Source organism: Lysinibacillus sp. FSL R7-0073, from assembly GCF_038009065.1.
Lineage (GTDB): Bacteria > Bacillota > Bacilli > Bacillales_A > Planococcaceae > Lysinibacillus > Lysinibacillus fusiformis.
The window spans coordinates 423,747-439,889 of record NZ_JBBPAS010000001.1; the positions used below are offsets into that span (position 1 = coordinate 423,747).

General features: G+C 38.5%; 9 protein-coding genes and 1 rRNA gene. 7 read left to right on the top strand and 3 right to left on the bottom strand.

Annotation, left to right across the window (positions count from 1 at the left end):
• Positions 1-306 precede the first annotated feature (306 nt).
• From MKY88_RS02035 to MKY88_RS02045, 3 genes are all read right to left on the bottom strand, one after another.
• Positions 307-1,872, bottom strand: a complete 1,566-nt coding sequence (locus MKY88_RS02035) for an ABC-F family ATP-binding cassette domain-containing protein (protein ID WP_025115498.1) — start codon at positions 1,870-1,872, stop codon at positions 307-309.
• Positions 1,873-1,906: 34 nt separating this feature from the next.
• On the bottom strand, positions 1,907-2,092 hold the full coding sequence (locus MKY88_RS02040; RefSeq protein WP_008176146.1) for an SE1832 family protein: 186 nt from the start codon (positions 2,090-2,092) through the stop codon (positions 1,907-1,909).
• A gap of 204 nt (positions 2,093-2,296) precedes the next feature.
• Positions 2,297-3,343, bottom strand: a complete 1,047-nt coding sequence (locus MKY88_RS02045) for a PseG/SpsG family protein (protein WP_340812892.1) — start codon at positions 3,341-3,343, stop codon at positions 2,297-2,299.
• A gap of 221 nt (positions 3,344-3,564) precedes the next feature.
• Between MKY88_RS02045 and MKY88_RS02050 the strand changes: the two genes are divergently transcribed.
• The 7 genes from MKY88_RS02050 (at position 3,565) to MKY88_RS02080 (ending at position 15,841) form a co-directional block, all read left to right on the top strand.
• Entirely contained in the window at positions 3,565-4,410 is an 846-nt protein-coding gene (locus MKY88_RS02050) for an oxidoreductase (RefSeq protein WP_340812893.1), read from the top strand.
• 120 nt (positions 4,411-4,530) lie between these two features.
• Positions 4,531-5,085, top strand: coding sequence for an NADPH-dependent FMN reductase (locus MKY88_RS02055; RefSeq protein ID WP_069479900.1), 555 nt, complete (start codon positions 4,531-4,533; stop codon positions 5,083-5,085).
• 112 nt (positions 5,086-5,197) lie between these two features.
• Positions 5,198-8,980: a DEAD/DEAH box helicase gene (locus MKY88_RS02060; protein WP_340812894.1), complete on the top strand. Its 3,783-nt coding sequence runs from the start codon at positions 5,198-5,200 to the stop codon at positions 8,978-8,980.
• A 1-nt stretch (position 8,981) separates the two neighbouring features.
• Entirely contained in the window at positions 8,982-9,731 is a 750-nt protein-coding gene (locus tag MKY88_RS02065) for a hypothetical protein (protein ID WP_340812895.1), read from the top strand.
• A 132-nt stretch (positions 9,732-9,863) separates the two neighbouring features.
• Positions 9,864-10,934: a glycosyltransferase family 2 protein gene (locus MKY88_RS02070; RefSeq protein WP_340812896.1), complete on the top strand. Its 1,071-nt coding sequence runs from the start codon at positions 9,864-9,866 to the stop codon at positions 10,932-10,934.
• Between the two features lie 388 nt (positions 10,935-11,322).
• Positions 11,323-13,512 (top strand): DNA topoisomerase III, encoded by a 2,190-nt coding sequence (locus MKY88_RS02075; RefSeq protein ID WP_340812897.1) that lies wholly within the window; start codon positions 11,323-11,325, stop codon positions 13,510-13,512.
• Between the two features lie 777 nt (positions 13,513-14,289).
• Positions 14,290-15,841 (top strand): 16S ribosomal RNA (locus MKY88_RS02080).
• Positions 15,842-16,143 lie beyond the last annotated feature (302 nt).

Here is a 16,143-nt window from a genome sequence, read left to right on the forward strand (position 1 = left end):
ATAGCTATTTTAAAAAATATCTATAACACCATGATTTTTTTTAGGTATATTAACATATACGAAGATCATTATAAAAAGTTTCATGTTCACAGCTTACAATGATGTAAGTTTAGGGAAATTGAATAGGGACTACATGAAGCAAGGCTTGTCCACCAGAGGAGAATGGCAAGCTGAAAAATATCAGTCCACTGATAATAGTATGTTTAAATGAAGAGAATTATACATAGAAACTAAAAATTATTTGTGGAATTTCACAAATAGAAAAAAGGGTAGTCCCAAATTATTTTTGAGACTACCCTTTTAGATTTAGCCTTGTTGTCCAGAAGTGAACCAATCTTGGACATCCCAGACCTTCGTAGCGAGACCATCATAGAAATCAGGTTCGTGACTTACGAGTACAATAGTGCCTTTAAATTCTTTCATCGCACGTTTTAATTCATTTTTTGCATCCACATCTAAATGGTTCGTTGGTTCGTCAAAAAGAAGCCAGTTTGCCTCTTCCATCATTAATTTACATAACCGAACTTTCGCTTGCTCTCCACCGGATAATGAATTCAGTGGACGTGTAATGTGATCTGTCTTTAAGCCAGCTTTCGCTAAGGCAGCACGTACTTGTGCTTGCTCCATTGAAGGGAAGGCATTCCATACATCATCAATGGGTGTGATTTTTTCCGCTTTTACTTCTTGTTCGAAGTAAGATGGGTAAAGGTAATCTCCTCGAATCACTTTGCCATTTAGAGGATTAATTTTACCAAGCATTGTTTTTAATAAAGTTGATTTACCTACACCATTCATGCCGACTAAAGCGATCTTCTCTCCTCGTTCAATAGCAAAAGTGAGTGGGGGAAGTAATGGCTTGTCTTTATCATAACCAATCACCAAATTTTCAGCCTCTACAACATAGCGACTGGATGAACGTGCTTCTTTAAAACCGAACTCAGGCTTTACAGCAGTCTCTGGGCGATCAATTCGCTCTAAACGGTCTAGCTGTTTGGCACGAGATTTGGCACGGCCAGTAGTGGAGTATCGCGCTTTATTTTTGGCAATAAAATCTTCTTGCTTCTTGATGAATTCTTGTTGTTTTTCATATGCGTCAATATGCTGACGCTTATTAATTTCAGCAAGCTCTAAGAATTTTTCGTATGTTGCTGTATAACGAGTTAGCTTTGAAAATTCAAGTTGGAAGATGACATCCACCGTCTCGTTCATAAATTCTGTATCATGCGAAATTAATAAGAAGGCATATGGATAGTTCTTTAAATAGTTTTTTAACCATGTAATATGTTCTTCATCAAGATAGTTTGTAGGCTCGTCTAATAATAGAACTTTTGGTTTTTCTAATAACAGCTTAGCTAGTAAAACCTTTGTACGTTGACCACCAGAAAGAGCAGCCACATCTCGCTCCAAGCCGATTGCATCGAGCCCAAGTCCGCGCGCAACTTCCTCAATTTTCATATCGAGTGAATAGAAGTCACCTGCATCTAACGCATCTTGAACTTCAGCCATTTGCTCTAATAGAACTTCTAATTCTTCAGGTGTAGCTTCAGCCATCTTACCTGTAATTTCATTGAGTTCCTCTTCTTTTTTATACAAGGGTAGAAAAGCGTCACGCAAAACATCGCGCATCGTTCTACCAGCTGTGAGTACTGTATGTTGATCTAAATAACCATAATGTGTACCAGGGAGCCATTCCACTTTTCCCTCATCATGAATTGTTTGACCAGTGATAATGCCCATTAAAGTTGATTTACCTACACCATTTGCTCCAACGAGTCCAATATGATCACCTTCTACTAAACGAAACGATACATCTTTAAAAAGTGTACGATCTCCGAATGAATGACCTAAATTTTCTACTGTTAAAATTGCCATATATGTTCCTCCAACTGTCTTTCAAGTTTACATTTTATAGTTCTGCAAGTTGCTTATTCAGCTCTGCAAGCTTCGATTCCATATTTGCAAGACGTTGCTCTGCCTGTGCTACTTGATCGTTGTGTCCTGTAGACTCAAGTTTTTCAATATCGCCTTGTAAATTGATATAGTCCATTTTTAATTCTTTAATTTGATATTCTAAATCATTTTTGGTTGGCATGATGGTTGCTCCTTTTTTAAGAATATTTGTATAGCGAATGCGTGTAAAAAGCGATGGGGGTTTTATTGATCCCCCACCGCTTAGTCATTAAAATCAATCGGGAACTGAAAAACTTTGAACTTACATAAGCCCCAGCTTTTATAAGATGAGATGCTAAAGTGAAAATTTCTTATATATTGTATCATAATCGTCTTTGAAGTAGCACTAAGTAGAAGCGATATTATGACGATCATAAGCAAAGTCTAAAAGTAGTTCTAAGAGTGTTTCATTATTACTAACGAGATTGAGCTGGCGTTGTTTTTTTACGGCACGTTCACTGCGTGCTTCATGTAAAAGAAACTCCATAACAGCATTTTGTATTTGTGATTGTTTCATTTTACGACCTAGCCCTAGATGAATAAAACCGTTCTGTTCTCTTGGGAAAGCATGTAATAGCTCTGCTTCTGATTGTGCAAGGGTAATGCATGGCACACCGTAAGAGGCGATTTTATAAGGCGTATAATTGGCATTACAAATAATAACATCTGCTTTTGGTAAAAGTTTGAGAAGCGCGTTTTTATCACGAAGGATAGCTGTGTTGCGACGACTTAAAACCATCATTTGCAAGTCGTCGATAGCATGGCGGTAGCTGTCGTCAATCATAACTGTAATTTGTAGTGGAATTTGGAGCTGTGTTAAGTGTCGAAGTGTACGATAGGTTAAATTATGCTCGTCCCCATCTTCAAAAGCTACAACGATATGGGGAGGATTTTCAGGTGTTTTGCTTTCAGGTCTATCGCTAAAGTTTTGATAGTCTTCGGGTAGTGCAAAAACAAAGCTCCCGCTAATATAATGAGACGGTAAATAATCTTTTACCTCGTGATAGAGTGCTAGTAGTACACAGTCACAGGCTTGACCACCTTCACCAAAATCATCAAAGTGAATAATCGTTTTGCAGAAAGGTCGTAAATCCTGTACTTGCAAAGCCTCAGAATTGCGGCCATCTCTGACAATTAAATCTGGCTGAATGGATTTAATTTGCTTAGGAAGTTCATTAAAATGATCAAATAAAACGGGGGTTAGACCCTCATTCATTAAAATTTGAACCCCGTCATTTGAAGGAGTTTTTACAAATATAAAAACTTTCTCATTCGTCAGTAGTTTAGCTAATGTTGAAACCCGTTCAAAAGGATACAGCCCTTTATCAATACAGCTTTCAATAATGAAAACAATCGTTTTTTTCGGTACTATTGCTTGCGTTTCGTTTTGCAAATGTATCCCACCCTTTCTCTGTCTCTTTAAATTATGGCGAAGAAAGAGCAAGTATGTGTAAAATTTAGGATTTGATAAATGATCTTTTTAAATAAATCTTTCAAATAGCTATCTTATAGGTACGATAAATAACTTTTAATCCTTAAAAAAGTGGTCGATATATATAGTGAGTTTATTAAGATACTTAACAAAGATGGTGATGATGAAAGGAGGGAAGAAGTATGGGTATGCGTGCTGCAATCGTGGTTGGAGCAACAGGATTGACGGGCTCCTCTCTAGTAGAGCAATTATGTGAAAATGATGAATATGTATCCGTGACAGTAATCGCGAGAAGAAAACCAACTTTTACGCATACTAAGCTAGAAGTGAAAATTCGCGATTTTGATAGGTTAGAGGAACAAGATATAGAATTTGCGCATGAACTATATTGCTGTTTAGGCACAACTATAAAAAAAGCAGGTTCTCGAAAGGTGTTCGAAAAGGTAGATTTTGAATATCCTTTAGCGATTGCTTCATTGGCGAAAAAGCGTGGGATTCCCCATTTTCTTGTCATTACTGCAATGGGTGCTAATGAGAGTTCTCCTTTTTACTATAACCGGGTTAAAGGAAGGCTAGAACATGATTTAATGGAGTTGGGCTTACAGCAGCTTTCTATTATTCGACCTTCACTCTTAGTAGGAGAACGGAATGAATTTCGTTTAGGGGAAAAGATAGGAGAAAAGGTATTAAAACTAGCCAAGCCTTTTTTAATGGGACCACTAAAGCGCTCTAGAGCCATTGAAGCCACTCAAGTAGCAAAGGCAATGATGATTATTGCGCTTCACGGTAAGCAACAACCAGTGACAATTTATCCTTCTCATGAATTAGCGATATTGGCATTTCCGGAAACGGCAGAAAAAGATGTTTCGAGGGAGACATTATTTAATTGGGATAAAATTAAAAAAGCAGATTCTCTTCATGAAGAAGACAAGGTTAATCGCGATGTAGTGATTGATCGTGAGAAATATAATATCCACGATAAGGTTGTCGATAAGGAAGTTCATTTCCGACCATATGATAAAGAGTAATTTTTCTTGCTTTCCGCCTAAAGACTGAATTTCTTGCTTTCCTCATTCCTATTCTTTCCGAGCCACTTTTCATTTGTTACAATATTATTGTAGAAGATGAATGGTGGAGGCAAAGTGAAGATGAAAATTTTACTCGTTGATGGCACAATGTTTGGTCGAAAAACTGGTGCTATTTTAGAGCAAGTGGAACAATATATTAAAGAATTAGATGCTAGTTTCGATTTAGAAATGATGCATTTTAGTGAATATAAACATCAAATTGTTGATGGCTCACCATTAAATGATGATATGAAGAAAATGATCCAACAATTTGAGGAAGCGGATGCTTATATTATTGCAACGCCAATTTTCCAAGCATCAATTCCTGGCGTTTTGAAGAATGCATTTGACTTCTTGCACCCTAAAACAATGCGCTATAAACCTGTATCTATAGTTGCAAATGGCGGGACGTATCAACACCACCTTGTAGTAGAAAATCAATTAAAACCTATTTTAGACTACTTCCGTGCTCTTGTTACACCAAACTATGTGTATACACATACATCTCATTTTGATGCAGATAATCATATTGTGGATGAGGATGTTCATAGCCGTTTACGTGAATTAGCGCGTGTATTTGTTCAATACTGTGAGATGAGCAAGAACTTGCCGAAGGAAACGATCGATCAACATTAATAGTACCCTTGCACGGTGGTAAGAAATCACTGTGCAGGGGATTTTTCTTTGTAAGTATTCTTTTAGTATGTGATAAAATAAAACTTTAGTGACACTGGAAGGAGGGCTGCTCATGCAGGACATCGCTTTACTAGAAAAACAACGCTGTTGTCTTATTTTGACTAATAAGGCAAAGGAAGCGGTAGAGGAATGCTCAGCAAACGAGCATGCCTTTTTTGCGTTACAAAGATCTTTTACGGTCTACATTGAAAAACGCAAAGCAAAAACAGTGGGTGAAATATTTTTATCTATCTATTTTAATGCTGAAGACAATGAAAAATTAAGTGATATTATTTCCGAGAAAACTGTGATTATGGACTGTGTATTAAAGCTAGAAGGGTTACTAGCGACAAATATTCGTTTTGTGCATATGCGAGGGCCGATTAATACAAATCGTCGTTTAGCAGCAGCACTGCAGTTTGTTACAAAGCCTAACAACGGAGCAGGCGTTCCAATTGAGCTTCATACGAAGATTAGACAGTTACCGATTGCGGAAGAACGGACTGAATATGTAAAAAAACGTATTGCTAGCTGGGAAGGTTATTTAAAAATACAAGAGCGCGATGCGACTATTGACGATATTCATAGTGAATTTAAGCAAAGCTATTTCAATGAAGACTTTACACGCTTAACGCTTGTATGTCCCTACATAAAGAATAAGGAATGGAAGCAATTAGAAGGCTTGAGTGTTAGTATTCAAGGTGTCCGTGGTGAAATAGGACAAGTGTTGAAGACTCATGCTGGAAAGCAAACAGTTGAAATTGATTTAAAACCTTTTACACAAGAATTGGCTCGTAAGGATCAGCTTAATCTTCGTTCAAAACAAGCGAGCTTCAGTAACTTTGCAACATTAAGTCAAATTAGAAGATTACGTAATGGCTTTACCAAGTTAGAAAAGGGTGAGGCTGTTAATCCTAATTTAGAGACGATCCTATTTGAAAAACGTCCTTCTGTACGAGCATCGAAGCTTCAAGAGGATATTGAATTTCATAATAATTTAAATGAATATCAAAGACGAGCGGTTTTAGGCGCTTTATCTGTTGAAGATTTATTTGTCATACAAGGTCCACCTGGTACAGGGAAAACAACTGTCATTTCAGAGATTTGTCAGCAAAATGTGAAAGCTGGTTTAAAAACACTTGTTGCATCTCAGTCAAATCTAGCGGTAGATAATGCATTAGGACGGCTTCTTTCTAATCAGGAAATTCGGATTTTACGCTATGGTAGAACGGAAAGTATTGAGGAAGAGGGAAAAAAATTTATTGAAGAAAATGTAGCTCAGCAGTGGCGTGAGCAAACATTGGCAGCAATTGAAGAGGCAATCTTGGTCTTTCCTGAACGTGAGCAGACGTTCAAGGACAATTTGACCAAAGCAAAAGCTGAGCTTGAAAAATTAGAGTTATGGCTGGAGGAATTGACGCAGGAAATGGCCGCTAAAGAGCAAGCGGCTATTGAAGAACCAATTTTACAGCAGGAAATTCAAGCGTTAAAAAAAGACTTAAAAGCTGCGAAAACAGAGCAACAGACATATGAATCTCAAAAAGAACATTATGAGAAGCAGCTCGCACAAATAGAGCCGATTATACAGCAACTTGAACAGACACTTGCGGACCATCCTTCCATTGAAAATCTACAGCTTACCATTCAGGAGACTTCACAAAAAGTGGAGCAATTAGAGGCAGCTGCTCAATATAAAGAATTGCTGGAGCAAAAACAGCAATTAACAGTTCAATTCCAGGATGTTCAAGAAAAATATGAAACAGAAAATAATCGTCTCATCATCATGAAGGAAGCACAAAAGTATGTCCATACATTGACTTCCTATGAGCGGATCCAACGATATTTACAGCATTATCAAATTCGTCCTTCTCATGTCCTTTCGCAGCAAATGAATCGAATACAACATCTAGAAGATGCAAAAGATTTAGAGGCGTGGTCTACCATTAATAGTCGTCTCCAAAAGGCCATTGCAAAGCTAGAGGCGTTAGTGACGGATGAGGTGAAGGAGCAAGCGCAAGCAAAAAGTAGATTACAGCCTGTGCAATCATTTTCTTTACAAAACCTTACGGGTGTTTTTGCTCAGTTAAACAAGGTATTTCAAGACGATCAAACGCCAGCCACTCATGAAATTGAAAGCTATTTACTGGGACTCTATATGCGTCGTGATTTTGTATGGCAAAAAGGGATGGCACTTAAGCATCAACAAGAGCATAAAGACGAAGAATACGAGTCATTTCGAAAAAATCTTGTTAGTTTACTGCATCAAGAGTGTGCAATTACAAGCTTTGATGTACAAAGCATACAGCGGCAATTGCAGCCATTTATACAGCATACAGAGCGATTACAACAGCTAGCAAGCAACTTCCTATTAGAAGAAGTGCCAGAGGAATCCGTTGAATATTTAAAAATTCTTACGGGACAATTACGAGAATCTCTTCAGGAAGCCAATCAGCAACTAGAACAAGTCGAAAAGGCTATAGTTCAATTAGTACCAAAACAAGCTTCACTTCAAACCGTACAAACTAGCTTGCAGGAAGTAGATCTACTGCTATTACAAATGGAAGAACGGTTAAAGGAGATAAATGTTGCGGGATTGAAAAAGGAAAAGCAACTGGCCACATACACGAAGCTATTACAGTCGACGCCAGAGCGGACAGCAGAAGAGGTAAGGGAAGCTATTCAAACTTCAAAGCAAGCTATTGAAGATTTACAACGTCAGGAAAGACAACTACCGCTTCGAAAAAAATTGCAAGAGCAATGGCGAGAAAAACTACAAAACGCTACCGAATATGATCTTGATGAAATTAGAAAATTGTATGTACGACATGCAAATGTTATTGGGACTACATGTGTAGCTTCGGCAAGTAAAGAGTTTATGGAAAATTACCCAACCTTTGATGTTGTCATTATTGATGAAGTTTCAAAGGCAACACCCCCAGAATTATTATTACCAATGCTGAAGGGGAAAAAGGTTATTTTGGTAGGGGATCATCACCAGCTACCACCCCTACTTGGTGACGATACATTGGAGGAAACATTGAAGGCGATGTTAGAAGAAAATCCGAATTTTGAAGGCGCACAGGAATTGAAAAATTTACTACGTGAATCATTATTTGAACGCTTATTCAATAATCTGCCTCAAACGCATAAACAAATGCTAGCTCTTCAATACCGCATGCATGAAAAAATTATGCAAAGTATTACGCCATTTTACGCGCAAGAAGAAAATGGCTTGCAATGTGGCTTGCCAGACTCAGATTCGGCGAGAGACCATGGCTTAGACGGGCAATTTGTAAAACGTGATGACCATTTATTATGGATCGACATTCCAACCGAAAAACCTTATTTAGAGGAGCAGGTAAAGGGTGGCACAAGCCGTTATAATGAAGGGGAATTACAAACAATTCGTCATATTTTACTAGACCTAAATGATGCAGTGAAAGCAGCAAAAGAAGCAGGGCGTATGCCGCAGGATGCCTTGAAAAGCGTTGGAGTCATTAGCTTCTACGGTGAGCAGGTGAAGAAAATAAATCGTCTTCTTCAGCAGGAGCTAAAGTTACCACATTTACAATTTAGAACAGGGACAGTTGATAAATTCCAAGGTATGGAGATGGACGTGATTCTTGTCAGTATGGTTCGTAATACACCAAAGGGAGGAGACATTGGCTTTGCAAGAGATTATCGTCGCTTAAATGTCGCTCTATCCCGTGCTCGGGAGTTACTACTACTTGTAGGAAGTGCAGACATGTTTGCGAAACGTGCAAAACATCAAGATACAAGAGATATGTATACCAATTTATTAAATACAGTAAAATCCTACGAAGGCTTGCGTAATCATGAAGGATTGGTGATTTAGAGTGTCAAAATTACAGCAACGATTAATGCGGGAACTGCAACAAAATCGCAATATTAAAATTGTCAAAACTGCAGAATGGTGTATTCCAATTCGTACAGTGGATGTAACTTACGAGCCAGTTCGGCGTTCCACGATGGATGTCTTAATGACAATGCTGCTACTGAGCATTCAAGAGGCGGATTTCGGAAATGTGGAAGAATTGAGTGAATTATTGCTTGTTGATCCGTTATTTATCGAAGACCTGATTTCTTTAATGATACGCGTAGGTCTTATGAAAAATGAGGAAGGCTTCTTTAAGCTAACAGAAAAGGGGCAGCAACAGCTTGAACAAGGTATCTTTGAAGAAGAGCTTGAGGTAGAAGCATCCACTCTTTACTTTAGTCCTTGCCATCAATCATTTCTGACTAGTGATGTAAATAATGATGAATACGATGAGTTACCAGAGCTTTATCGTTATGTAGATAAGGAAGCCGAACAACAGGAGCAATTTGATGAATCGCTGATTATAGCTGCCTTACAAGAAATGGATAAAGAAGACACAGGCAACTCACAAAGAATGATCGAAAGAGTGGTTGAAGTAGAAGCTCAACAAATTAATGATAGTCCATGCTTAGAATTTGTCCTTTACGATAAGGAGCAAGATATACTATTTATTCGGGTGTGGAATATGTTATTAAATCAATGGGATCACCATCTAGAACAACAACTTACTGATAAAGAACAATTGATGTGGCGTGAGCAATATTTATAGAACGAAAGACGAGCGTGTATAGCGTTCGTTTTTTTTACGATGTCAGCCCTAAAAGTGAGATGATATCGAAAAATTGTTTCGATAAATGGATGAACTAGCATAGTATATTACTACATGATAAGGAGGGGACAGATGGTATCGATTAGTTTATGTATGATTGTTAAAAATGCACAATGTACGATTGAAAGATGCTTAGATTCGGTTCAGCGTATAGTGGATGAGATGAATATTATTGATATAGGCTCAACTGATCGTACAAAGGATATTGTCCAAAATTATACCTCTCGCATTTTTGATTTTCCATGGTGCGATCATTTTGCAAATGCACGCAATTTTTCCTTTCAGCAGGCAACAAAAGATTATATTTTATGGCTAGATGCAGACGATATTATGACAAAGGAAAACCAACATAAATTATTGCTACTAAAGCAATCATTGTATCCAACTGTTGATACCGTCACTATGGATCATTACCTAGTACTAGATGACGATGGGGTAGTGGAGTGCAGTGAGCGAAAGTATCGTCTAGTAAAAAGAGGAAATCACTTTCAATGGCAGGGCGCTGTCCATGAATATTTAAAGGTATCTGGTCAGCACCTTCACAGTGATATAGCTGTCACACATTTACCGTTAACAAAGGATATTCATCGCAACTTATGTATCTATGAAGGTTTAATTCAAAAGGGACATACTCTTTCAGCGAGGGATTCATTTCATTATGCAAATGAATTAAAGCTGCATAAACGTTATTTAGAAGCCATAAATCAATACAATACATTTCTAGATAGCGAATTAGGCGCTACAGATGATCGCATTGAAGCATGTTTGCATATAGGGGAATGCTATCGATTGTTACAGGATGATAATCACGCTCAACAAGCTATTTTACAATCTTTTTTGTATGATCGACCAAAGCCAGAAGCATGTTGCCGAATGGGCCAATTTTTTATGGAGCAATCAAAACATAAAGAGGCTATCTATTGGTACTCCCAAGCTTTGCAACAAGCTTCCGTCGATTCAATGACTATTCAAAAACGAGCTTACTCAACATGGATACCTCATTTACAACTAAGTCTGTTATATAGGGAGTTACGGTTATTTGAAAATGCCTATCAACATAACCTAGAGGCACGAAAATGGAAACCGAATCATTTGGAAATCAAAGAAAATGAAAAATATCTACTCAGTCGCTTAAAGATATAAATCTCTATTAAGGGAATGGTACATCAATAAACAAGACATAAATAGCTTGACCAATTAACACAGATACACCAACAACAATTGTCATAAAAATCACATTACGAGGCCTAAAATTTTTTGCTTCCATTAAAAACCTCCTTTTATATATAGAATATTCAGTTAATTAAAGATATGTTTAGAGGATTTGAGTATGCATAATAAAAGAGCAAATTCACATTCGGTGTGAATTTGCTCTTTATCGTTAATCTAACTTTAAGCTCTAATAATCGTTGTATAGCATCTAAAAGAGAACTCCTGTTAATTTCCAGTTGATTTCTGTTTTGCTTAAAAGAAGTTTAAGTATAAAGCATGTGCTATATTAAACATTAGGAAGTACGAAAGGATGTTATATATGGCTAAAAGTTTAGTGTTAGCAGAAAAACCTTCAGTTGCACGTGATATAGCAAACGTGCTGAAGTGTCATAAAAAAGGAAATGGTTATATTGAAGGAGATAAATATATTGTTACATGGGCTTTAGGCCACTTAGTCACTTTAGCCGACCCAGAGAGCTATGATGAAAAATATAAAAAGTGGAACTTAGAAGATTTACCAATGCTACCAGAGCGTCTGAAATTAACAACAATTAAACAAACAAGTAAGCAATATAATGCAGTTAAATCTCAACTTACACGTAATGATGTGAATGAAATTATCATCGCAACAGATGCCGGACGTGAAGGGGAATTAGTGGCTCGTTGGATTATTGATCGTGCGAAAGTGAATAAACCAATCAAGCGTCTATGGATTTCATCTGTTACTGATAAGGCAATTAAAGATGGTTTTGCAAACTTAAAACCTGGAAAGAATTACGACAATCTCTATCAAGCTGCAGTAGCTCGTAGTGAAGCAGACTGGTATTTGGGATTGAACTCAAGTAGAGCGCTATCTACTAAATTTAATGCTCAGTTAAATACAGGGCGAGTGCAGACTCCTGTAGTAGCAATGGTTGCTGCTCGTGAAGATGAAATCAAGAACTTCAAGGCACAAACGTTTTATGGAATTGAGGCACAAACAAAAGAATTAAAATTAACATGGCAAGATGCGAATGGTAATTCACGCAGCTTTAGTAAAGAAAAAGTGGATGCTGTTGTTAATTCATTAGATAAACAAGATGCAAAAGTAATCGAGATTGAACGTAGGCCGAAAAAATCTTTCTCTCCAGGGTTATATGATTTAACAGAGCTACAGCGTGATGCAAACAAAATATTTGGATACTCAGCCAAAGAAACATTAAATATCATGCAAAAACTATATGAATCTCATAAAGTGCTTACTTATCCTCGTACTGATTCGAGATATTTATCTTCAGACATCGTTAGCACCCTTCCAGAACGATTAAAAGCATGCGGTATAGGAGAATATCGAACGCTAGCAAACAAAGTGCTTTCAAAACCCATTAAAGCAAATAAATCGTTTGTGGATGACAGCAAAGTATCTGATCACCATGCAATTATTCCTACAGAAGAATACGTGAACTTTACAAACTTTACCGATAAAGAACGTAAAATTTATGATTTAGTTGTAAAACGTTTCTTAGCTGTGCTTTTTCCAGCTTATGAATATGAACAGTTAACAGTGCAAGCTCAAATTGGCAACGAAAAATTCATTGCTCGTGGTAAAACAGTAATTTCTGCCGGATGGAAAGAAGTTTACTCAAATCGTTTTGATGATGAGGAATCAAACGAAGATGTGAAGGAACAATTATTGCCTCGTCTCGAAAAAGGCCAAGTATTAAAAGTAAATTTAATTACTCAAACATCAGGGCAAACGAAGCCTCCAGCACGTTTCACTGAGGCTACACTTTTATCGGCAATGGAAAATCCTACAAGGTATATGAACACGCAAAATAAGCAGCTTGCTGATACGTTAAAATCGACAGGTGGATTAGGAACGGTGGCAACACGAGCCGATATTATTGATAAGTTATTCAATTCATTCCTAATTGAAAAGCGTGGTAAAGATATTCATATCACTTCTAAAGGTCGTCAGTTACTTGATTTAGTTCCTAATGAGTTAAAATCTCCTGAAACAACAGCCGAATGGGAGCAAAAGTTAGAATTAATCGCTAAAGGCAAACTGAAAAAAGAAACCTTCATTAATGAAATGAAGCAACATACAAAAGAAATTGTAGCTGATATTAAAAATAGCGATAAGAGATTTAAGCATGATAATATTTCAACAAAAACTTGCCCTGAATGCGGTAAGCCAATGCTTGAAGTGAACGGGAAAAAAGGTAAAATCCTTGTTTGCCAAGATCGTGAATGTGGTCACCGTAAGAATGTGTCGCGTGTGACGAATGCACGTTGTCCTCAGTGTAAGAAAAAGCTTGAATTACGTGGCGAAGGTGATGGTCAAATATTCGTATGTAAGTGTGGCTATCGTGAGAAGTTATCTGCTTTTGAAGCTCGCCGTAAAAAAGAAGGTGGAGGTAAAGTGGATAAACGTAGTGTACAAAAGTACATGAAGCAGCAAGAGAAAGAAGCAGAGCCTTTGAATAATGCTTTTGCAGATTTATTAAAAGGTTTTAATGTAGAAAAATAAATATTAATTTTAAAGAAACCAGAACGTTCAAAAAACGTGTCTGGTTTCTTTAAATATTATTTAAGTCTGAGTTTGGGATTCCGATTCAATGATTTTAGCGATTTTAAATAAGGTATTTTTCAGTTGTAAATAAGCTAAACGTACTTCTGATATTTTCCTAGTAGTTACACTTTTATCATGCTCCTATCAAAATTTGAATTACTTCAATGGGTGGCCATTGTTTCATAGATGTGTAGCGTAACTGTGTTTTTATTGATGGGGCTGCAAATTTTCCGTAATTCCAGCGCGGCTGGAGATTCATTTAATTAATGATATATCTCATTTGCACAATACTCATACGATGTGGATGTCTTTCAGTAACAAAAGTTGCCGATTCTCTATCTTGACGACTTACAATGTATCTTTAAAACTAAATATAACAGCGGACATTAATGTACATCGCTCTTTCTCTTCACCTTTACCGCCTAACGAAACCGGAGCAGCGATTCGTAGTGTTAAATATTTGAAGGAAAGTGTTGACAGATAAAATGTTATTATGTTATAGTTTAGAACATGTCACTTCGACTACGAAAAAATATTAAAATAGTTGTTGACTATTGTGTTACATTCTGATAATATTAATTCTTGTCGCAGGACGATGAATCAAATGAACCTTGAAAACTGAACAAGCAAAACGTAATCAATAAATTTTTTAGTAACTAGCTTGCTAGTGAACAAAACAAAATTTTGGACATCAAAATTGATGCCAGCAAAACAATTTGAGCTAATCAAATTTCTTTTATGGAGAGTTTGATCCTGGCTCAGGACGAACGCTGGCGGCGTGCCTAATACATGCAAGTCGAGCGAACAGAGAAGGAGCTTGCTCCTTTGACGTTAGCGGCGGACGGGTGAGTAACACGTGGGCAACCTACCTTATAGTTTGGGATAACTCCGGGAAACCGGGGCTAATACCGAATAATCTGTTTCACCTCATGGTGAAACACTGAAAGACGGTTTCGGCTGTCGCTATAGGATGGGCCCGCGGCGCATTAGCTAGTTGGTGAGGTAACGGCTCACCAAGGCGACGATGCGTAGCCGACCTGAGAGGGTGATCGGCCACACTGGGACTGAGACACGGCCCAGACTCCTACGGGAGGCAGCAGTAGGGAATCTTCCACAATGGGCGAAAGCCTGATGGAGCAACGCCGCGTGAGTGAAGAAGGATTTCGGTTCGTAAAACTCTGTTGTAAGGGAAGAACAAGTACAGTAGTAACTGGCTGTACCTTGACGGTACCTTATTAGAAAGCCACGGCTAACTACGTGCCAGCAGCCGCGGTAATACGTAGGTGGCAAGCGTTGTCCGGAATTATTGGGCGTAAAGCGCGCGCAGGTGGTTTCTTAAGTCTGATGTGAAAGCCCACGGCTCAACCGTGGAGGGTCATTGGAAACTGGGAGACTTGAGTGCAGAAGAGGATAGTGGAATTCCAAGTGTAGCGGTGAAATGCGTAGAGATTTGGAGGAACACCAGTGGCGAAGGCGACTATCTGGTCTGTAACTGACACTGAGGCGCGAAAGCGTGGGGAGCAAACAGGATTAGATACCCTGGTAGTCCACGCCGTAAACGATGAGTGCTAAGTGTTAGGGGGTTTCCGCCCCTTAGTGCTGCAGCTAACGCATTAAGCACTCCGCCTGGGGAGTACGGTCGCAAGACTGAAACTCAAAGGAATTGACGGGGGCCCGCACAAGCGGTGGAGCATGTGGTTTAATTCGAAGCAACGCGAAGAACCTTACCAGGTCTTGACATCCCGTTGACCACTGTAGAGATATGGTTTCCCCTTCGGGGGCAACGGTGACAGGTGGTGCATGGTTGTCGTCAGCTCGTGTCGTGAGATGTTGGGTTAAGTCCCGCAACGAGCGCAACCCTTGATCTTAGTTGCCATCATTTAGTTGGGCACTCTAAGGTGACTGCCGGTGACAAACCGGAGGAAGGTGGGGATGACGTCAAATCATCATGCCCCTTATGACCTGGGCTACACACGTGCTACAATGGACGATACAAACGGTTGCCAACTCGCGAGAGGGAGCTAATCCGATAAAGTCGTTCTCAGTTCGGATTGTAGGCTGCAACTCGCCTACATGAAGCCGGAATCGCTAGTAATCGCGGATCAGCATGCCGCGGTGAATACGTTCCCGGGCCTTGTACACACCGCCCGTCACACCACGAGAGTTTGTAACACCCGAAGTCGGTGAGGTAACCTTTTGGAGCCAGCCGCCGAAGGTGGGATAGATGATTGGGGTGAAGTCGTAACAAGGTAGCCGTATCGGAAGGTGCGGCTGGATCACCTCCTTTCTAAGGATATTTTCGGAATACAAACCTTGGGTTTGTAAGATTACGTTTTGCGTTCAGTTTTGAAGGTTCATTCTTTCTGAATGAAATACTTCAAAACTTGTTCTTTGAAAACTGGATAAAACGACATTGAAATAGTAACAAACACATTTATTTTTTTAAGTTTTTTTATAGGCTTAATAACATTAAAAGGTTTCAAGACACGAGCAGTTCTAGGAAGCAATCGAGTAAATGAAGGAGCGTACTTCAGTACGTGACTGAATGAACGAGTGAAGCTGACAACGAAATGTGATGTGTATTGAAAG

Coding starts and splice junctions, on each gene's coding strand:
- MKY88_RS02060 (WP_340812894.1), top strand. CDS start 5,198: ATGCAGGACATCGCTTTACTAGAAAAACAACGCTGTTGTCTTATTTTG.
- MKY88_RS02075 (WP_340812897.1), top strand. CDS start 11,323: ATGGCTAAAAGTTTAGTGTTAGCAGAAAAACCTTCAGTTGCACGTGAT.
- MKY88_RS02040 (WP_008176146.1), bottom strand. CDS start 2,092: ATGCCAACCAAAAATGATTTAGAATATCAAATTAAAGAATTAAAAATG.
- MKY88_RS02035 (WP_025115498.1), bottom strand. CDS start 1,872: ATGGCAATTTTAACAGTAGAAAATTTAGGTCATTCATTCGGAGATCGT.
- MKY88_RS02055 (WP_069479900.1), top strand. CDS start 4,531: ATGAAAATTTTACTCGTTGATGGCACAATGTTTGGTCGAAAAACTGGT.
- MKY88_RS02070 (WP_340812896.1), top strand. CDS start 9,864: ATGGTATCGATTAGTTTATGTATGATTGTTAAAAATGCACAATGTACG.
- MKY88_RS02050 (WP_340812893.1), top strand. CDS start 3,565: ATGGGTATGCGTGCTGCAATCGTGGTTGGAGCAACAGGATTGACGGGC.